Raw genomic sequence first — 15693 nt, forward strand, 5'->3', positions numbered from 1 at the left:
GGCAGCTCGCATGTTAGACAAGTTTATTACGCCCGTTATCAAGCCGCTGCTGACCCCGATAGTAGCGACATTGCATAAGCTCGGCATCACGGCTGATCAGCTTACAGTAGCTGGGTTCTTGGTCGGTATGTTGGCATTACCACTACTCGCGTTTGAGCTATGGTATGGCGCGCTAGCAGCGATTATATTGAATCGTATCTTTGATGGGCTGGATGGCGCAATGGCACGCTACGCACAGCAAAGCTCAAGCGCTGGCGGCTACTTAGATATCACCCTCGATTTTTTGTTTTATGCCGCTGTGCCACTCGGGTTTATTTTGGCCAATCCTGCGCAAAATGCTATTGCAGGTGCGTTGTTATTAGCGGCATTTATTGGGACAGGTTCGAGCTTTTTGGCCTTTGCGATTTCTGCAGAAAAGTTTCAATTAGACAAGCCGCAGTTTAAATATAAGAGCTTTTATTATCTTAATGGTCTTACTGAAGGCACTGAAACTATTGCTCTTTTTATTGCTCTTTGCATTTGGCCGCAGCATTTTGTGCTACTGGCTGGTATCTTTGCTACTGCCTGCGCTGTTACTATTTTTACTCGTATACATGGTGGGTATCATACCCTCAAGCAGCTCGAATCTACCAAGTAAGCATCTAAAGATATACACCATATTGAAACCCAGCAATGAACTTCTAAGCATTTACCGAATCATCGAGTCGCAGCGCCTCTATAGATAAGGCCATATCTTCAGCAAGGGCGTGTACCGTTGAGCTCTCTATGTCACGCTGTGCAAAGGCACGCAGCCCCATAACTTCTGCTTGTAAGCGGCGACCAAGCCTAACCGGATCAAGCTCACTATCCATCTCACCGACATTCTGCGCTTCCTTAAAGCATTCTATAAAACGCGTCTCCATACCTGCCAGCAGCATCTCCACCTTGGTTAACGCTGTCTGCTCACGCGCACCCAGCTCTAGTAAGCTCTTGACCAACATACAGGCTCGGCTCGGTAACGCTTTATCACGAATCCCGCCAAGCTGACGTATATAAGCGGCCAGTCCTAATAAAGGCGTTTCATGATGGCTCAACACTCGCTCAAGCTCAGTCAATCCTAGACGCGCATAGTATTCTAGCGCTTCTTGAAACAGGCCCTCTTTATTACCGAAAGCAGCATAGATACTGCCTGGGCGCATATCGAGTGCTTGCTCAATATCTTTTAGAGACGTGGCATGAAAACCCTTTTGCCAAAAAAGCTGTAGCGCACGCTCCAAGGCGTCATGACGGTTGTAAAGTGCGGTGCGTGACATAATGTGCCCCATTTAAAAAGCCGTGACCTCATATAAAAATGGGCACGGCTATAAAACTTGAATGATTGCTCAATTTTATCCTGAATGGGTGCGACAGTAAAGTTAATATAAGAAACGGTCTGGTAAACAAACGTAATGCTAGGGCGCGACTTAGCTATCAACAATCATTTCACAATAATTCAACAGTCATGTTGATAGCTCGTAAATGGCCTCTACAGTGGCTAGTGATAATCTAGTTAAAAATCCAATTAATCGGTCAGTAATACGTGTTTGCTCTTCTGATAAGCGGACAAACCATCACCGCCCAACTCACGGCCGATACCGCTGTGTTTGAACCCGCCCCACCCTGCTTCTGGCAGTACGATTTGTTGCTCGTTAATCCAAATATGCCCGGCTTTTATTTGTAGCGCCATCTCAAGTGCGGCAGTCTCATCGGCGCAAACGATGGTTGCTGCTAGAGCAAATTTGCTATCGTTGGCTAAGGCGACCGCCTCTGCGTTGTCGATAAAGGTTGTACTGACTAATACAGGCCCAAACACTTCCTCCATCCATAATTGGCTGGTCGTTGGTACGTCTGTATAAATCGTTGGGGTTGCAAAATATCCTGAACCAGTAACTATCTCGCCACCAGTCAGACAAGCAAGATGTTCGTCAGCGGCAATATCAAAGTATTTCTGAACTTGGTTCAATTGCTGCTCACTCACCAATGGACCCATTTGCGTATCTGTCGCAAAACCATCACCAATCTGCAAACTTTCTGTTTTTGCTTTTAATGTGTCAAACAGCTGCTCAGCGATATTTTGATGTACAACCAATCGCGACGTGGCCGAGCATATCTGACCTGCATTGGTAAATATACCACCAATGATTAAATCACAAGCGTAATCAATATCAGCATCTGCGCAGACCGCAATAGCAGACTTGCCACCCAACTCTAGGCTAATGTCTTTAATGCCTTTTGCTGCTTGAACCATCACCTTTTCGCCTACTATATTACTACCAGTAAACGATACTTTGTCAATCAATGGATGACTGGTCATAGCAGTACCCACTTCAGCAGCACCCGGTAAAATATTAACCACCCCTTTTGGCAAGCCTATCTCAGATAGGATATTACCTAGCATAAGCTCTGGTAATAGTGTCACCTCAGACGGTTTTAATAGCACGGTACAACCTGCCGCTAGCGCAGGTGCCAGCTTCCAAGAAGTCGTCACCATTGGGAAATTCCAAGGGGTAATCAGCGCACAAATACCTACTGGCGAGTATGTTTTTAACAATCGAATACCCGACTCAAGCGTTGAGACCTTAGACCACGTTGCCTGCTCTGTGATGAGATTGGCATAGTAGCGATAGCAGGCAATGGCGTCCCCTACGTCTATCTTTGCTTCTTCAATTGGCTTGCCGTTGTTTAATACAGACAGTCCAACCAACTTATCGAATTGCTGTTCCATAGAGTCTGCAATCGCATTTAAATAGCGGGCACGCTCACTTACACTAGCCTGTGACCAGCTAGCAAGGGCTTCATCAGCTGCTTCGACTGCCTGCTCTACATGAGCACTGGTACATAAGCGAGTCGTTGCGATCACCTCGCCTGAATTTGGATCATACAATGCTTGGATATTTGAATGATTAGAATCAGTCACAGATGCTGCAATCGTAACCCAGTCACCATTGATATAAGCGGCATTTAATACAACTTCGTTTTGAGCCGTTTGTATGGCCGTTTCTCTGGTTAAGTCTGTAGAGTTCAGCATTTCCATAATGGTCAATCGCCTTATATTTTTGATCAAATTGTCTTTATGTGCGTAACGTCCGTAACGTAATTGGCTAAATGGTCGGTTTAACTGACTACAGAAAAACCGACCATTTTCATATTATCGTCAGGCTAGATGCCTTGTGAATACTAGACACGCCACTAATACAGTAGATGAGCCACTGATGTAATCACTACCAAGCTGATAAGCGTACGAAGTATAAAGATTAAAAATAGCTCTAATACATTTAGCTTAATATTTGACTTCAAAATCAGCGCACCTACTTCAGACATGTAGATAATCTGAGTAATTGAAGCAGCACCAACGATGAATCGTGTCATCTCACTTTCAATGCTTTTACCGACCAATGCTGGCAAGTACATATCTGCAAAGCCCATAATCATGGCCGGGCCAGCTTTGGCCGCTTCTGGAATCTGTAACCATTCAAGTACTGGCACTAACGGTGTCGCAATCCAATTAAAGACAGGCGTGTACTCTGCTAAACCAAGACCAATCGTACCGATAGCGAACGTTACTGGAATCAATCCCAAATAGATATCAAACAGATTATGTACACTGCGTTTGAACACTTTACCTAAGCTAGGCATAGAATGCGCGCGAGTGACGGCACGATTGACCGCCCATTGGTACGTTGTATATTCAGCAGGGATGCCTTCATCTAGCATACTTTTGCCAGAATGATACGTATCAGGCTTGAGTGACAATGGCGGTATACGTGGCATGATAATCGCAGCGATAAAACCAGTTAGCGCAATGGTCAGATAAAAGAAGACGAAGTTATTGTCTACGCCGATGGTTTTGGCAACCACATAGGTAAAGGCGATAGAAGTGACTGAAAATGTGGTCGCGATAATGGCGGCTTCACGCTGGCTGTAGAAGCTTTTGTCATACTCTTGCATAGTAACTAGCAGGCCGATAGACGCTGCGCCAAACCAAGAAGACATCGCATCGACAGCAGAACGACCAGGTAGTTTAAAGAGCTTGATAAATACTTTACTGGCTAAAGTACCCAAAAACTCCATCAAACCGAAATCAGTCAAAAATGGTAGCGATAAAATGGCAAAGAAGAACAACGGAATCAAGACAGGAATCAAATCTTCAAAAATGACACCGCCCGTATTCCGATTGATAATAAACTCAGGGCCAACTTGTAGAAAAATCATCCAAACAAATGCCATTCCTAAAAACCGGATAGCAAGCCAAAACCACTCAACATCAAAGAGTTTTTTAGCAAGCGAACCTTCATTCAGATTGGGCTTCAATACTTTGACTACTAGCGCACCGATAAAGGATATCGTCACGAGTGCCATCGTAATATAGGTCACCAAACCACCTAAGGCAGATTGTAGCGTATCGGTCAATACACCCAATAAAATCGTGACTTTACCATCCCACTCAAACGGTATGATAAATAGCGCAATACCCAATGCTGAAAACAATAGGAACTTCCACATTGCTGCACGCCACTGTCCTGCTTTTGGCGTTTCTGGATCAACCGTATTATTCCCTAAAATCGGCTGCTGTGACTTATCCATGTAACTCGTCATTTAATTTCTCCTTAATGGGCGATGATTGCCAGTTTTTCCATTTCTCTGTCTGACCAATACCTGGGTTAAGCGAATTGGTTGGATCCAGTTTTTTATAAAAATAATGTAGCTCAGTTTTAGCAGGATACGCATGCCCCACATTATGCTCAGCAGGATACTCAATATGACGCTTATCATAAAATGCCAGCAGTTCATCCTTGAACTGCTTGGCATTGGTCTTAGGTTTCAATAAATAGTCTTGGTGCATGACATGACAGAAAAAATGCCCCAAATAAAAGGTTTTTCTGACTTGTTCTTGCAAGTGTTCAGGTAGAGTCTCATCCCAATCTACGGCATTTCTAGGTAAGGCAATATCGGTCGATAGCAGCTCGCCAAACTTGTCTTGATTTAAATTATGATAACGGAACATAGCAGCGGTCGCAGCACTGCGAAATACCAATAACGATTGCGATTCAAGCTCTGTGCATACATGCAGCGCACCTTGATACTGCTGTAGATGATTTTGCAGAAAATCCTGCGCAGCGGCGATATTGTTGCCGTCGTTTTTATAAGAATCTGGATCAAAACCATCTGCGACTTTTATAATCAAATGGTACTTATATGAGAGCGCCTGCGTGGTCAAAGTGGCTGGTAATGACGGCGGCATAAACTTAGATGTTAGTTGCAGTATTCGATCTGGCAGCGTCTGTGGGAGGTGCCATTTATTCAGATAGTAGCCAATTTTTGCTTGCAGTCGATACAGCGACCCTATCTTGCTGGCGGGTAATGAGCGCATACTCAGACAAGTATCGCGACCATAGTGCATGGTAATGTCGTTATAATCTTTGTGCATATACTCTGTCAACACAGGCAATTTCAAATCGCTTTTTAGCCATTGTTGCCTGAGTGTGGTCAAGGTATCAGCGTCGTTGGTCGAAATATAAAACGTTTGCTCTTGCTTGGGCTTGGCAAAGGTCGCTACCCTCACCGCAAATACAATGACCTTGCCAGCTGAGCCAGACGCTTCATACAGACCATTGGGATCATTGTTAAATCTCGCAGGTGTATCCGCTTCGCAATCACGGACTTTGTGTTGATAATGGCGGTTAGTGCAGGCTTTACTGTTACTCGTACTATTTGAGACCTTATTAAACGTGCCAGCTTGCAGGTTCTCAAGCACTTCCTCTGGATGCGACCCCAAATCCAGTCCGAGATGATTGATTAACTCAAACTGACCTGATGCATTGCGTCTGGCAAATAACGCCATCTCAGTATAAGCAGGTCCACGCTGCACTAGCATCCCGCCTGAGCTGTTACAGATGCCGCCTATTACCGATGCGCCAACACAACTAGAGCCTAGTACTGAATGTGGCTCACGCCCTAATGGCGCAAGAGTGGACTCTAATTGCTGCAAAGTAGCGGCTGGCAAAGCAACCAGCTCTGCTGCATCATTAAGTAAATGCACGCCGCCCAATAACTGCATAGAGATTACGACTAGTGGACGATCATAATCTCCATTCGGAGTTGAGCCACCTGTCAGGCCTGTATTGGCCGCTTGAGCAATGATAATCACATCGGCAGCGGCACAGATATTAATGACGCGCCATAGTGCCACAAGAGAGTGCGGTATCACAACTGCTACGGTAGCGTCTGTGACAGCCTCAAGCGCACCTTGCACATAAGACTGCTGTTGGCTAGGTTTTGTCAATACATTGGTCGTACCAACGACAGCAGCAAGCTCCGTCAACAAACGCGGTATTTGCTCATGTCTACTTTCTGACATTTCTCTAGCATTGGGCGTCATGAACGTCTTTCCTTGCGTAACCAGAGTTTGTCATTTTTTTGTCGTTTTTTAGACCTGTGACTATCAGTCTCGTTATTATCCGCGGCATTAGCGCCAGTATTACTGTTAATTAAAATAAGTCACTGTCTTAGCCATTTCTTTTAGAAAGTCATCTGCTTCATCAATCTCATAAATGATTGGCTGTTTACCCTTCGTGTCTGTCTTTAATGCGTCTAGCAATTGCTGCTTATCGGTGATTCTACGATAGCCAGCGCCAAACCCTGCTGCTAGTGGCTCAAAGTTTGGCGTTTTGATATTGACGCCAATTAGTGGTAAACCGCCCTCTTCCATGTAACGACGAATCTCACCGTAACCTTGGTTGTTCCATAGCAAAACAATCAATGGTAGCTCAAGCTCAGCGGCGCAGATGAGCTCGGCAATCGTAAATTGAATACCGCCGTCACCCATTAGACTGACGACAGGTAGATTTGAGCCAACCATGGCCCCAATAGCAGCAGGCAACCCATAACCTAATGTGCCAAAACCTGTCGATGAGTTAAACCATTTACGCGTCGCCAAGGCTTCAAGACCAAGGTTACCGCTATAGACAGGCTGCGTTGAATCACCAACGAAAATGACGTCTTCTACCTCATCTCTAATCAGCTTCAGTAATGCATTTTGACCCGCAAAGTCTGTCGTTACGTCCTTCAAGATGGCATGCTTTGCCTCATTGACACGTGATAATGCTTGATGATCGAATGTCTGACCTTCTAAGCGACTATATAAACCACTAATCGCCATCTGCGCGTCGGACAGTACCGCGATATCTGCTCTAAATGGACGCTGCAATTGCTGGGCATCACAGTCGATACGTACCAGCGTGCCATTTATCTTAAACTCACCATTAAAGAACACATCATAGTCAGTCTCCCCAAGCTCAGTCCCAATCGCTAATACCCAGTCCGCCTCGGTAATCACGGCTCGGCCTGCGTCTAATGACTGGTTGCTACCTAAACTTAATGGATGACCAGGTGGCAGCAAGCCTTTGGCATTAATCGTCAAAAACGTTGGCGCATCTATCAACTCTGCCAATCGCTGTGCATCGTGATCGACATCGACGCAGCCGCCCCCATAAAGTATTACGGGGTTTTTTGCGGTTTGTAGTGACTGTACGATTAGGTCTAATTGTGTAGGATTCGGCAATGGTCTTGTGACCTGCGGTAGGCTCAAACTATTTATATCGGTTTGGCTATTTGCTACAGCATTTAAACTAGGCGGCTTAGCAACATGGCTGGCATCAGCAGTGATGATATCGATAGGCAGCTGAATATGTACAGGGCCAGGACGCGCACCATTAAATAAGGCAAAAGCTTCTGCAATGACTTTTGGTAGCGATTCAGGTTGCCAAATAGTCTTACTCGTCAATGCTACTTTACTAATCATGCCTTGCTGATCATGCAACTCATGCAAATGCCCTTCCTCACTACCCGTGTCTTTGACTTTATTGACACTAGAAATCACTAGCATCGGTATCGAATCAGCCAGTGCTTGCGCCATCGCCGTCATAATGTTGGTCATACCAGGGCCAGTGATGATGAAACATACGCCAATCTTGCCAGAGGCACGGTAGTAACCATCTGCCATAAACCCAGCACCTTGTTCATGACGCGGTGTCACATGACGGATATTGGTACTAGGCAAGCCGCGATACAGCTCTACCGTGTGTACACCAGGGATACCAAAAACTGTCTCTACACCATAATACTCTAGCCACTGCACCAATAGCTCACCACAGGTCAATGATGATGTGTCAGACAAAGAAGAAGGCGTTTGCGTTAATTGGGTCATGGGTCAGTCATCCTAAAAAATTTCGCTGAATATTCAGATAATTATCAATACCTCAAAACAACCTTTGTATTTTTTCTTTCATACCGATTATTAGTCACTAATTACTGGCTGCAAAGGCTGCTCATTATAGAGGTAATAAATGATGGCTATTAATAAACTGCTTTAACCTTGTCGTCATAGCGTACGCCCGGCAGGATGCATAGCATCTCGAACAATAAGTTCGCTGCCAATACCGAGGTATTACCAAATGGATCATACGGTGGTGATACTTCAACCAAATCTCCACCCACTACATCTAGGCCGCGCATACCGCGTATGATTTCGATACCTTGAGTAGAGGTCAGACCACCGATTTCAGCAGTACCCGTACCTGGGGCAAACGCAGGATCAATACCGTCGATATCGAAGCTCAAATAGACAGGACCATCTCCTAGCTTTTCGCGTACTTCAGCCATGAGCGGTGTTAGCGACTTATACCAGCACTCTTCAGCAGGTACCACACGGAATCCTTGCTCAGTTGACCAGTCAAACTCTTCAGCGCTGTAGCCTGTACCACGTAGACCAATCTGTACCACACGATTGCCATCGATGAGGTTTTCTTCAACAGCGCGGCGGAACGGCGTACCATGCGCGATTTTTTCGCCAAACATATCATCATTGATATCAGCATGAGCATCGATATGCACCATACCGACAGGGCCATGTTTTTTAGCAAGTGCGCGCAGAATAGGCAACGCGATAGTATGATCGCCACCTAGCGTTAAAGGAATCGCGCCGTGTCTGACGATTTTATCGGTATAGAATTTTTCGATGATATCAACGCTTTTTAGCAGGTTGAATGTATTGATAGGCACATCGCCGATGTCAGCGACTTGTAGTGATTCAAAAGGCGCAGCGCGAGTGGCCACATTGTAGGGACGAATCATTCTTGACTCATCACGAATCTGTCTAGGACCCAATCTTGCACCGCTACGGTTGGATGCACCAATGTCTAAAGGTACGCCAACGAACGCCACATCTAACCCTTCAGCATCGGCTTGAGTTGGCAGACGCATCATAGAAGCGAAACCACCAAATCTTGGCATATCATTGCCGCTTAATGGTTGATTGAATGTCATAAGTTACTTCCTTGTTCTATTTGGTTTAAGTACACAATTTGCTACATGCCATTGACAATACATAAATATAAGAGCATGAACCATGGTAAAATTCAGAAGCAAACTTCTATTTTTTCGTAGTAAACGAAATTTACATATTATTATCAGAAGTTTTGACAAGCAGAATGTTTTGTTAGGTAATCTTAAAACCTTGATAAAATTAGCTTTTATTTTTTATTTCTTAGTAGATGGTACGAATACATATAGAAAAGTAAGGTTGATGAAAATTACTCAATTCTTATCCATTACTATTTAATTAATTTGATATAGGGTGGCGATCGATGCTAGATGAGCTAATAAAAATAGATATAAAAACGCTGCGTAGCTTTATGGCTATCGTAGAGTGCCAAGGCGTGACAGCTGCTCAGTCACGCTTGAATGTCACGACTTCTGTCATCAGTGGACATTTGACGCATTTAGAAGACCGCTTAGGAATGACGCTGTGTCATCGTGGTCGAGCAGGATTTAAGCTCACAGAGGACGGTGCGGCAGTGTATGAGGCTTGTTTGAGCTTTACCGAGGCCGTTGCCAGCTTTCAACATCAGTTGCACTACATCCGTCAGTTAGACTCTGTGCGTGGTGGTCATATCAGACTGTGTTTAATCGATCAGATGCCGACGCTTTTTTATGATGCGCTGCGTCAATGTTTGGCTGCAAGCTACCGTGACAATCCATTGATACACTTTTCGATTGACGTGCAAAGTCCTGAGAGCATGATAGAAAAGCTCCTCGGTAACGAGAGTGATATTGGTGTGGGGTATTTTGGTAGCTTTCCGCCGCTATTGACCTTTCAACCTGCTTTTATCGAAACACAAGTCGTCTGCTGCGGGCGTGAGCATCGTTCATTTCATGAGCCTGACAAGCTAACATTTGAGGAATTAGAGCAAGACCATCATTGGGTGAAACGAGGCTATATTACTGATGTCAGTATCAATCATATTCGCCCAAAAATACTGAGCGCAACTACCTATCAGATGGAAGCCACCGCGCAGCTTATCCTAGCAGGTCACCATGTTGGTTACTTGCCACGCGATCTAGCAATGCGCTATGAAGAGATGGGGCTGATGAAAATACTGCTGCCTGATGAGGCAAGCTATGAAGTGAAGCATCACTGGGCATACAGAGAAAACCTACACAAACATGTGGCAGATTTTTTGAACAAAATGATAAATTTGTTGTCAGAGAATTATTCTAAAGCCTAATTTATCAGCAAAACTGGCTCCTTTTATTTTAACTGCTTTCTATTTTCAAGCTATTAGTAGCTAGTGAGTCGTTTCTAACTGAATACTTTTAATAGCTAATTGCCTTACTATTTTGATCATTAGCCATTACAAAGTTACGATAAACATTTAAGCGGTCGCTGCTTGATCTTGGTGCTTTAGACCAATGGTTCTCAGCTTCCCTTTGTCATCGACTTCCTTAATGACCAATGACCATTCATCACTTATCACGACGGTGTCGCCTGACACTGGCGCAGTACCTAAATGCGATTTTACGTACTCAGCTACCGTCTGCTCCCACATATTTTTTGCGCTGTCTTCATCGGACGTTTTGAGTGTTTTTACCAGAGTCTCAGATGCCATAATTCCTGTAAAAAACGGCAAATCTCCAAGCTTAACACTCGGTGATAACAACCAATCGCCATAGAAGTCATCGATAGCTTTGCGATCTAATGTTGTGTCATTAAAAATCTTGGCGATTTTGCTCGCGTGATTACCTCTCATGGCATACCAGACACTGTCGCCGAATTTTAGCTTTGTGTTATCATCGACTACTACGATTTGCTGATTACGGACTAGCGCAAAGACACTGATTTCATCTGGATTGATACCTTTGGAGATACCCATAGGATGACGCCCAATGGCAAATGCACCCGACTTTGCCTCAAACTCATACAGCGTGATACTGGCCTTATCGGACACCCAGACTTCATGTTCTTCTTTCGGGTCTTTATTGGTTGGAATACGTACTTTAAATAGATTTGCCATCGTCGGGATGGTCGTACCTTGCAAAATCAACGACAGAACCACGACACCAAAGGCAATATCAAACAGCATAAAGGCGTTATCTATACCAGCCATGACGGGTAAAATTGCCAAAGTAATAGGCACTGCACCGCGTAAACCAACCCAAGAGATAAACCCGATCTCTCTGTCTTTAAATTTGAAAGGTTTGACACTGGTATAGACGGCAATAGGACGCGCTACAAAGATCATAAAGAGCGCGATTGCAACCGAATAATGCCAGACATTGAGGACGTTTGACGGAGTGACCAGCAGTCCTAATACCACAAACAGCACCGCCTGAGACAGCCAAGCAAAGCTGTCCATCACTCGCATGACATGCTCTGTCGAGCGCACCTTGTGGTTGCCGATTAACACACCAGTGAGGTATACCGCCAAAAATCCACTGCCGCCAATGAGATTGGTCGCGGCGAACACAGCCAAACCAGCAGAGAGAATCAAAATAGCGTACATGCCTTCTGCCAAATGTACCTTGGGCAATAATCGGGATAAGAAATAACCGAACAATAAGCCCATACCTAGCCCAAAGCTCAGCTGCTGTAGCAATAAAACTAAAAAGCCAAATACTGTCTGACCATCAGGATCAACATTTAAGGCAATCAAACCAGTGACTAATAAAATAGCCAAGGGATCGTTGGCACCAGACTCAAGTTCAAGCGTAGCCTGCACACGGTCATTTAGCTTGACGCCGCCATTACGTAATAGAGAAAATACGGCGGCGGCATCGGTCGAGCCGACAATCGCTGCCATCAGTAAACCAAAGCGCCAATCGACATCGAGCAGCCAAGTGACAAATACACCTAGCACCATGACCGTGACCAACACGCCCCACGTGGCCAGCGTAATTGCAGGCTTTAGACCCACTCGAAATGATTTAAAGGAAGTGCGTAAACCACCATCTAGCAAGATACAGGCTAAGGCTGCCTGCCCAACGAAATTGGCTAGCGCATATTGAGAGAACTCAATACCCAAGATACCCTGCTCGCCTGCCAACATACCCACTATCAAAAACAGCAACAATAATGGTACGCCTAAGCGCGCCGATAATGTACTCGCCATGATACTGGCGAAAATTAATACTGCGCCTACGAGATACAGGATATTTAAGGTATCCATTTTTTTTGAGCCCTATTTTTTATTATTAAGAATAGTAATTGATTGCGATGGGGTTTTCGTTATCTTGCTGTTAGTAGATATTACACCAGTGAGCCTATCATAAGCGGCCGTTATTCAAAATATGAATGACAATTATTTATGATGATATTAGCATTACCATCAGAACTAGCAGCCAATACTAGGGCGTGTCTTCATTTCAAAAATGGTGATAAAAATGAGATAAATTGCCGTCAAACAAGAAAAATAGCGCAGCTAATATCGGGATATTAACCAGCTATTTGACGCTGTTTGGCAAGATTTAGCCATTTTTAGCCCATTTAGATGACTATCGGGTGAATTGAAGACACGCCCTAGATCAATAAAAAAGACTTCAATAAAAAACGCTCTAATATTAAAGTTAAGTTTATAAAATATCATTGCTGTGCTAAAAGAGTTTACGTCTTAATATTACTTAACCCTGAATGTATTGCCATGTCAGTACCAGAATAGCCGCCGCTATTGTCCAAGCGACCACCCCTAATAGCAGTGCCTTGTATAAACTCATATAACTGATGCTAAAAAATACCACAAAGGTATAAATCAAATGCGGTATGACACCAAGCATACTAAATATCAGCGCGACCTTTAAATCAGCAGGACTGCGCTCAGTACCAACGATAAAGTGACTGATTAACGTAAAAGTGGGGAATAGCGGCGCAAGTGCCGCCAAATAGAAAAACCGGGTTTGGGCGAACATTTGAATCGCCAGTACCATCAAGGCGCCGATAAGCATTTTTAACCAAATCACGACGGGTCTGTCTCCTGTTGACTATCAAGGCTGAACGTAGCCCAATCCGCCATGATACTAAAGTCTGCAAACTGACATAAGAGCAATCGCTGATTAATTAATCTGTATGATAAAAAAATGCAAAAACCCCATCTAGCTAAGTTGCTAAATGGGGCTGTTACTTTTATTCATTAAGCTTTTACGAATGACTTAGTCCTTTTTTGGCTTTAATGCCGCGCTGATGTCTGCTAGCAATGGCGGAATATCATGCTTGTCTGCGATCACCTCAATCATTATAAGCTTATCGGTAGTCGCAGCAGCTTTGTCGAAAGCAGATTTTAGCTCGCCTGCTGTCTCTGCTTTGAGTAATAGGCTATTTTCTTCTGTCGCGCCAAACGCTCGCGGCATGATTTGCCAATCGCATTTAGGAATATCATTATAGTATTGGTTTTCGCCATGAATCGCGCGCTCTACCGTATAGCCGTCGTTATTGATTAAGACTATCACAGGATTGATGCGTTCTTGAATCATGACCGCTAGCTCTTGGATCGTTAGCAATGCTGAGCCGTCACCAATTAATAACACACTGCGCTTATCTGGCGATGCGATTGCCGCGCCCAAGCTAGCTGGCAACGTGTAACCAATTGACCCCCACATCGGCTGCCCATATGATGTTACCCCTTCTGGTAGGCGCACATCACTGATACCAAAATAGGCCGTGCCTTGTTCAGAAAACACCAAATTATTGTGATCTAAGCGATCAGCGATAATGTGCCATAGGTCATCTTGGCGGATAGCCTCACTGTCTTTGCCTTTTTGTTCGTGCGGCTTAACTTCTTCACAGAAAGGTTTTGGCACGATATTAATGCCAGATGTCATCACTTCATGCAGGGCTTGCAACGCATCTTTTAGCGCAATCGGTGCAAAGTTCTTACCACTGATAGAAGCACGCTCATAATGCAAGTCTACGACCACATCTTCATTGATATCTTGGCTAAACCCTGCGGTAGTAGTGTCAGTATATTGCACCCCTACTTTGATGAGACATTCGCAGTTTTCTACCGCATCTTTCACAATTGGACGCGAAGCAACACCCGCATAAGTACCTGCCCAACGATCGCTATTTTCATCAAGCAGCGTCTTGCCCCAAGATAGCGTGGTATAAGGAATATCGGTATCAGCGATCAATGCTTTGAGCTGTGACTGCAATCCCAAACGATGCACCATCAAATCTGCCATCAGTGTGGTGGTCTTATTTGGCAAAAATTCTGTTAAGGCTTGCTTAAAGTCTGATAATGCCGCTTGGCTGGTAATATCTTCTTGGCTATCGATCAGCTTGGTCGTTGGTGGATAGATAGGCTGACGCGCAACGTCTGGTGATAGCAATAGGTAACCTGGACGATGCTTTTTGAGAATTAAGCGAATCACTCTATCAATTTCTGAAGCAGCATTTTCAGGAGTAAGCTGCGCTCGTGCTACCGTCACAGGCTCGACCATCTTAATAAAATGATTGAATACACCATCACCAAGCGAATGATGAATACGGCGCTTTGAATCTTGTAGAGCCGTGCTTGGTGCACCTACGATATGCAATACCGGTGCGTACTCAGCAAAAGAACCTGCGGTCGCGTTAATCGCTGACAGCTCGCCTACGCCAAAAGTCGTCACCATGGCGGCAAACCCACGCTCACGTGCGTATCCATCCGCAGCATAGCCAGCATTTAGCTCATTTGTGTTGCCTACCCAGCGTAGCTTGTCAGAAGCAAGAACGTTATCCAAAAAAGTTAAGTTAAAATCACCAGGTACGCCAAATATCTCAGAGGCGCCCGCTTCTGCGACACGATCAAACAAATAATCAGCGATGGTATATTGTTGACTCATTTTTTATCCTTATGACTTATCTTTGTAAGTATTGATAATTGTGAATGTGATTGAGATTAAATTATAAAGTGCGTCCCAGCTTATTTATGTACTACAAAGCTTTTGGAATACATATTATAATAAACCGTTATAACATATATCCATGGCCAGAAGACACGCCTATTTTAATAACTTTAATTTTTTTCGTCATAGGTGTTGACACCTAAAAAAAACTGCGTATAATACGCCTTCATCAACTGACGATAGTTAATTGATAATTAGCGGGAATAGCTCAGTGGTAGAGCATAACCTTGCCAAGGTTGGGGTCGAGAGTTCGAATCTCTTTTCCCGCTCCAAATACTTAAAAAGCCTCACTTAACAGTGAGGCTTTTTTTTGTCCAATTTTCGAGGGTTTGTAGAAGATTTATCGAAATATCTTTTTGAATATAGTTAAGTCTAACTACTCAATCAAAAAGCTCATTTTCGGTGCGGTGCCCATTTGGTGCCCAAACCGTGCCCTGCCCTAAAACTGCATATACGTATCTG

11 protein-coding genes and 1 tRNA gene are annotated in these 15693 nt (G+C 44.3%); 3 read left to right on the top strand and 9 right to left on the bottom strand.

The window, feature by feature from the left end; translation table 11 throughout:
* The first annotated feature begins 10 nt into the window (after positions 1 to 10).
* The gene (locus tag SJY28_RS11695; RefSeq protein ID WP_379544581.1) at positions 11 to 637 is read left to right on the top strand and encodes a CDP-alcohol phosphatidyltransferase family protein; all 627 of its coding nucleotides are present in this window, start codon (positions 11 to 13) and stop codon (positions 635 to 637) included.
* Positions 638 to 680: 43 nt separating this feature from the next.
* On the opposite strand, the gene SJY28_RS11700 is transcribed toward SJY28_RS11695, so the two are convergent.
* The 6 genes from SJY28_RS11700 to speB form a co-directional block, all read right to left on the bottom strand.
* Positions 681 to 1292, bottom strand: a complete 612-nt coding sequence (locus tag SJY28_RS11700; protein WP_057760610.1) for a TetR/AcrR family transcriptional regulator — start codon at positions 1290 to 1292, stop codon at positions 681 to 683.
* Between the two features lie 248 nt (positions 1293 to 1540).
* Positions 1541 to 3052 carry an aldehyde dehydrogenase family protein gene (locus SJY28_RS11705; protein WP_379544582.1) on the bottom strand — a complete coding sequence of 504 codons (1512 nt, stop codon included), beginning with the start codon at positions 3050 to 3052 and terminating at the stop codon, positions 1541 to 1543.
* Positions 3053 to 3207: 155 nt separating this feature from the next.
* Positions 3208 to 4614: a YjiH family protein gene (locus SJY28_RS11710; protein ID WP_379544583.1), complete on the bottom strand. Its 1407-nt coding sequence runs from the start codon at positions 4612 to 4614 to the stop codon at positions 3208 to 3210.
* The gene (dld, locus tag SJY28_RS11715) at positions 4595 to 6397 is read right to left on the bottom strand and encodes a D-lactate dehydrogenase (RefSeq protein WP_379544584.1); all 1803 of its coding nucleotides are present in this window, start codon (positions 6395 to 6397) and stop codon (positions 4595 to 4597) included. Before dld ends, SJY28_RS11710 begins: the two co-directional genes overlap by 20 nt.
* A 105-nt stretch (positions 6398 to 6502) precedes the next feature.
* Positions 6503 to 8224 carry a 5-guanidino-2-oxopentanoate decarboxylase gene (locus tag SJY28_RS11720; RefSeq protein ID WP_379544585.1) on the bottom strand — a complete coding sequence of 574 codons (1722 nt, stop codon included), beginning with the start codon at positions 8222 to 8224 and terminating at the stop codon, positions 6503 to 6505.
* 149 nt (positions 8225 to 8373) lie between these two features.
* On the bottom strand, positions 8374 to 9342 hold the full coding sequence (gene speB, locus SJY28_RS11725) for an agmatinase (protein ID WP_379544586.1): 969 nt from the start codon (positions 9340 to 9342) through the stop codon (positions 8374 to 8376).
* Between the two features lie 320 nt (positions 9343 to 9662).
* Here speB and SJY28_RS11730 point away from each other — a divergent pair, with 320 nt between their 5' ends.
* Complete coding sequence (locus tag SJY28_RS11730) at positions 9663 to 10583, top strand: LysR family transcriptional regulator (protein ID WP_201567603.1); 921 nt, start codon at positions 9663 to 9665, stop codon at positions 10581 to 10583.
* Positions 10584 to 10730: 147 nt separating this feature from the next.
* Here the strand turns inward: SJY28_RS11730 and SJY28_RS11735 are convergent, their stop codons facing one another.
* From SJY28_RS11735 to SJY28_RS11745, 3 genes are all read right to left on the bottom strand, one after another.
* A complete protein-coding gene (locus SJY28_RS11735; protein ID WP_379544587.1) occupies positions 10731 to 12521 on the bottom strand; it encodes a potassium/proton antiporter in 1791 nt (596 codons plus the stop codon).
* 451 nt (positions 12522 to 12972) lie between these two features.
* Positions 12973 to 13308 (bottom strand): GlpM family protein, encoded by a 336-nt coding sequence (locus SJY28_RS11740; RefSeq protein ID WP_227511140.1) that lies wholly within the window; start codon positions 13306 to 13308, stop codon positions 12973 to 12975.
* 189 nt (positions 13309 to 13497) lie between these two features.
* Positions 13498 to 15168, bottom strand: coding sequence for an alpha-keto acid decarboxylase family protein (locus SJY28_RS11745; RefSeq protein WP_290179005.1), 1671 nt, complete (start codon positions 15166 to 15168; stop codon positions 13498 to 13500).
* A 260-nt stretch (positions 15169 to 15428) separates the two neighbouring features.
* Here SJY28_RS11745 and SJY28_RS11750 point away from each other — a divergent pair.
* Positions 15429 to 15503: transfer RNA gene (locus tag SJY28_RS11750), tRNA-Gly, on the top strand.
* Positions 15504 to 15693 lie beyond the last annotated feature (190 nt).

This window comes from Psychrobacter sp. R86515, from assembly GCF_042466315.1.
Taxonomy (GTDB): Bacteria; Pseudomonadota; Gammaproteobacteria; order Pseudomonadales; family Moraxellaceae; genus Psychrobacter.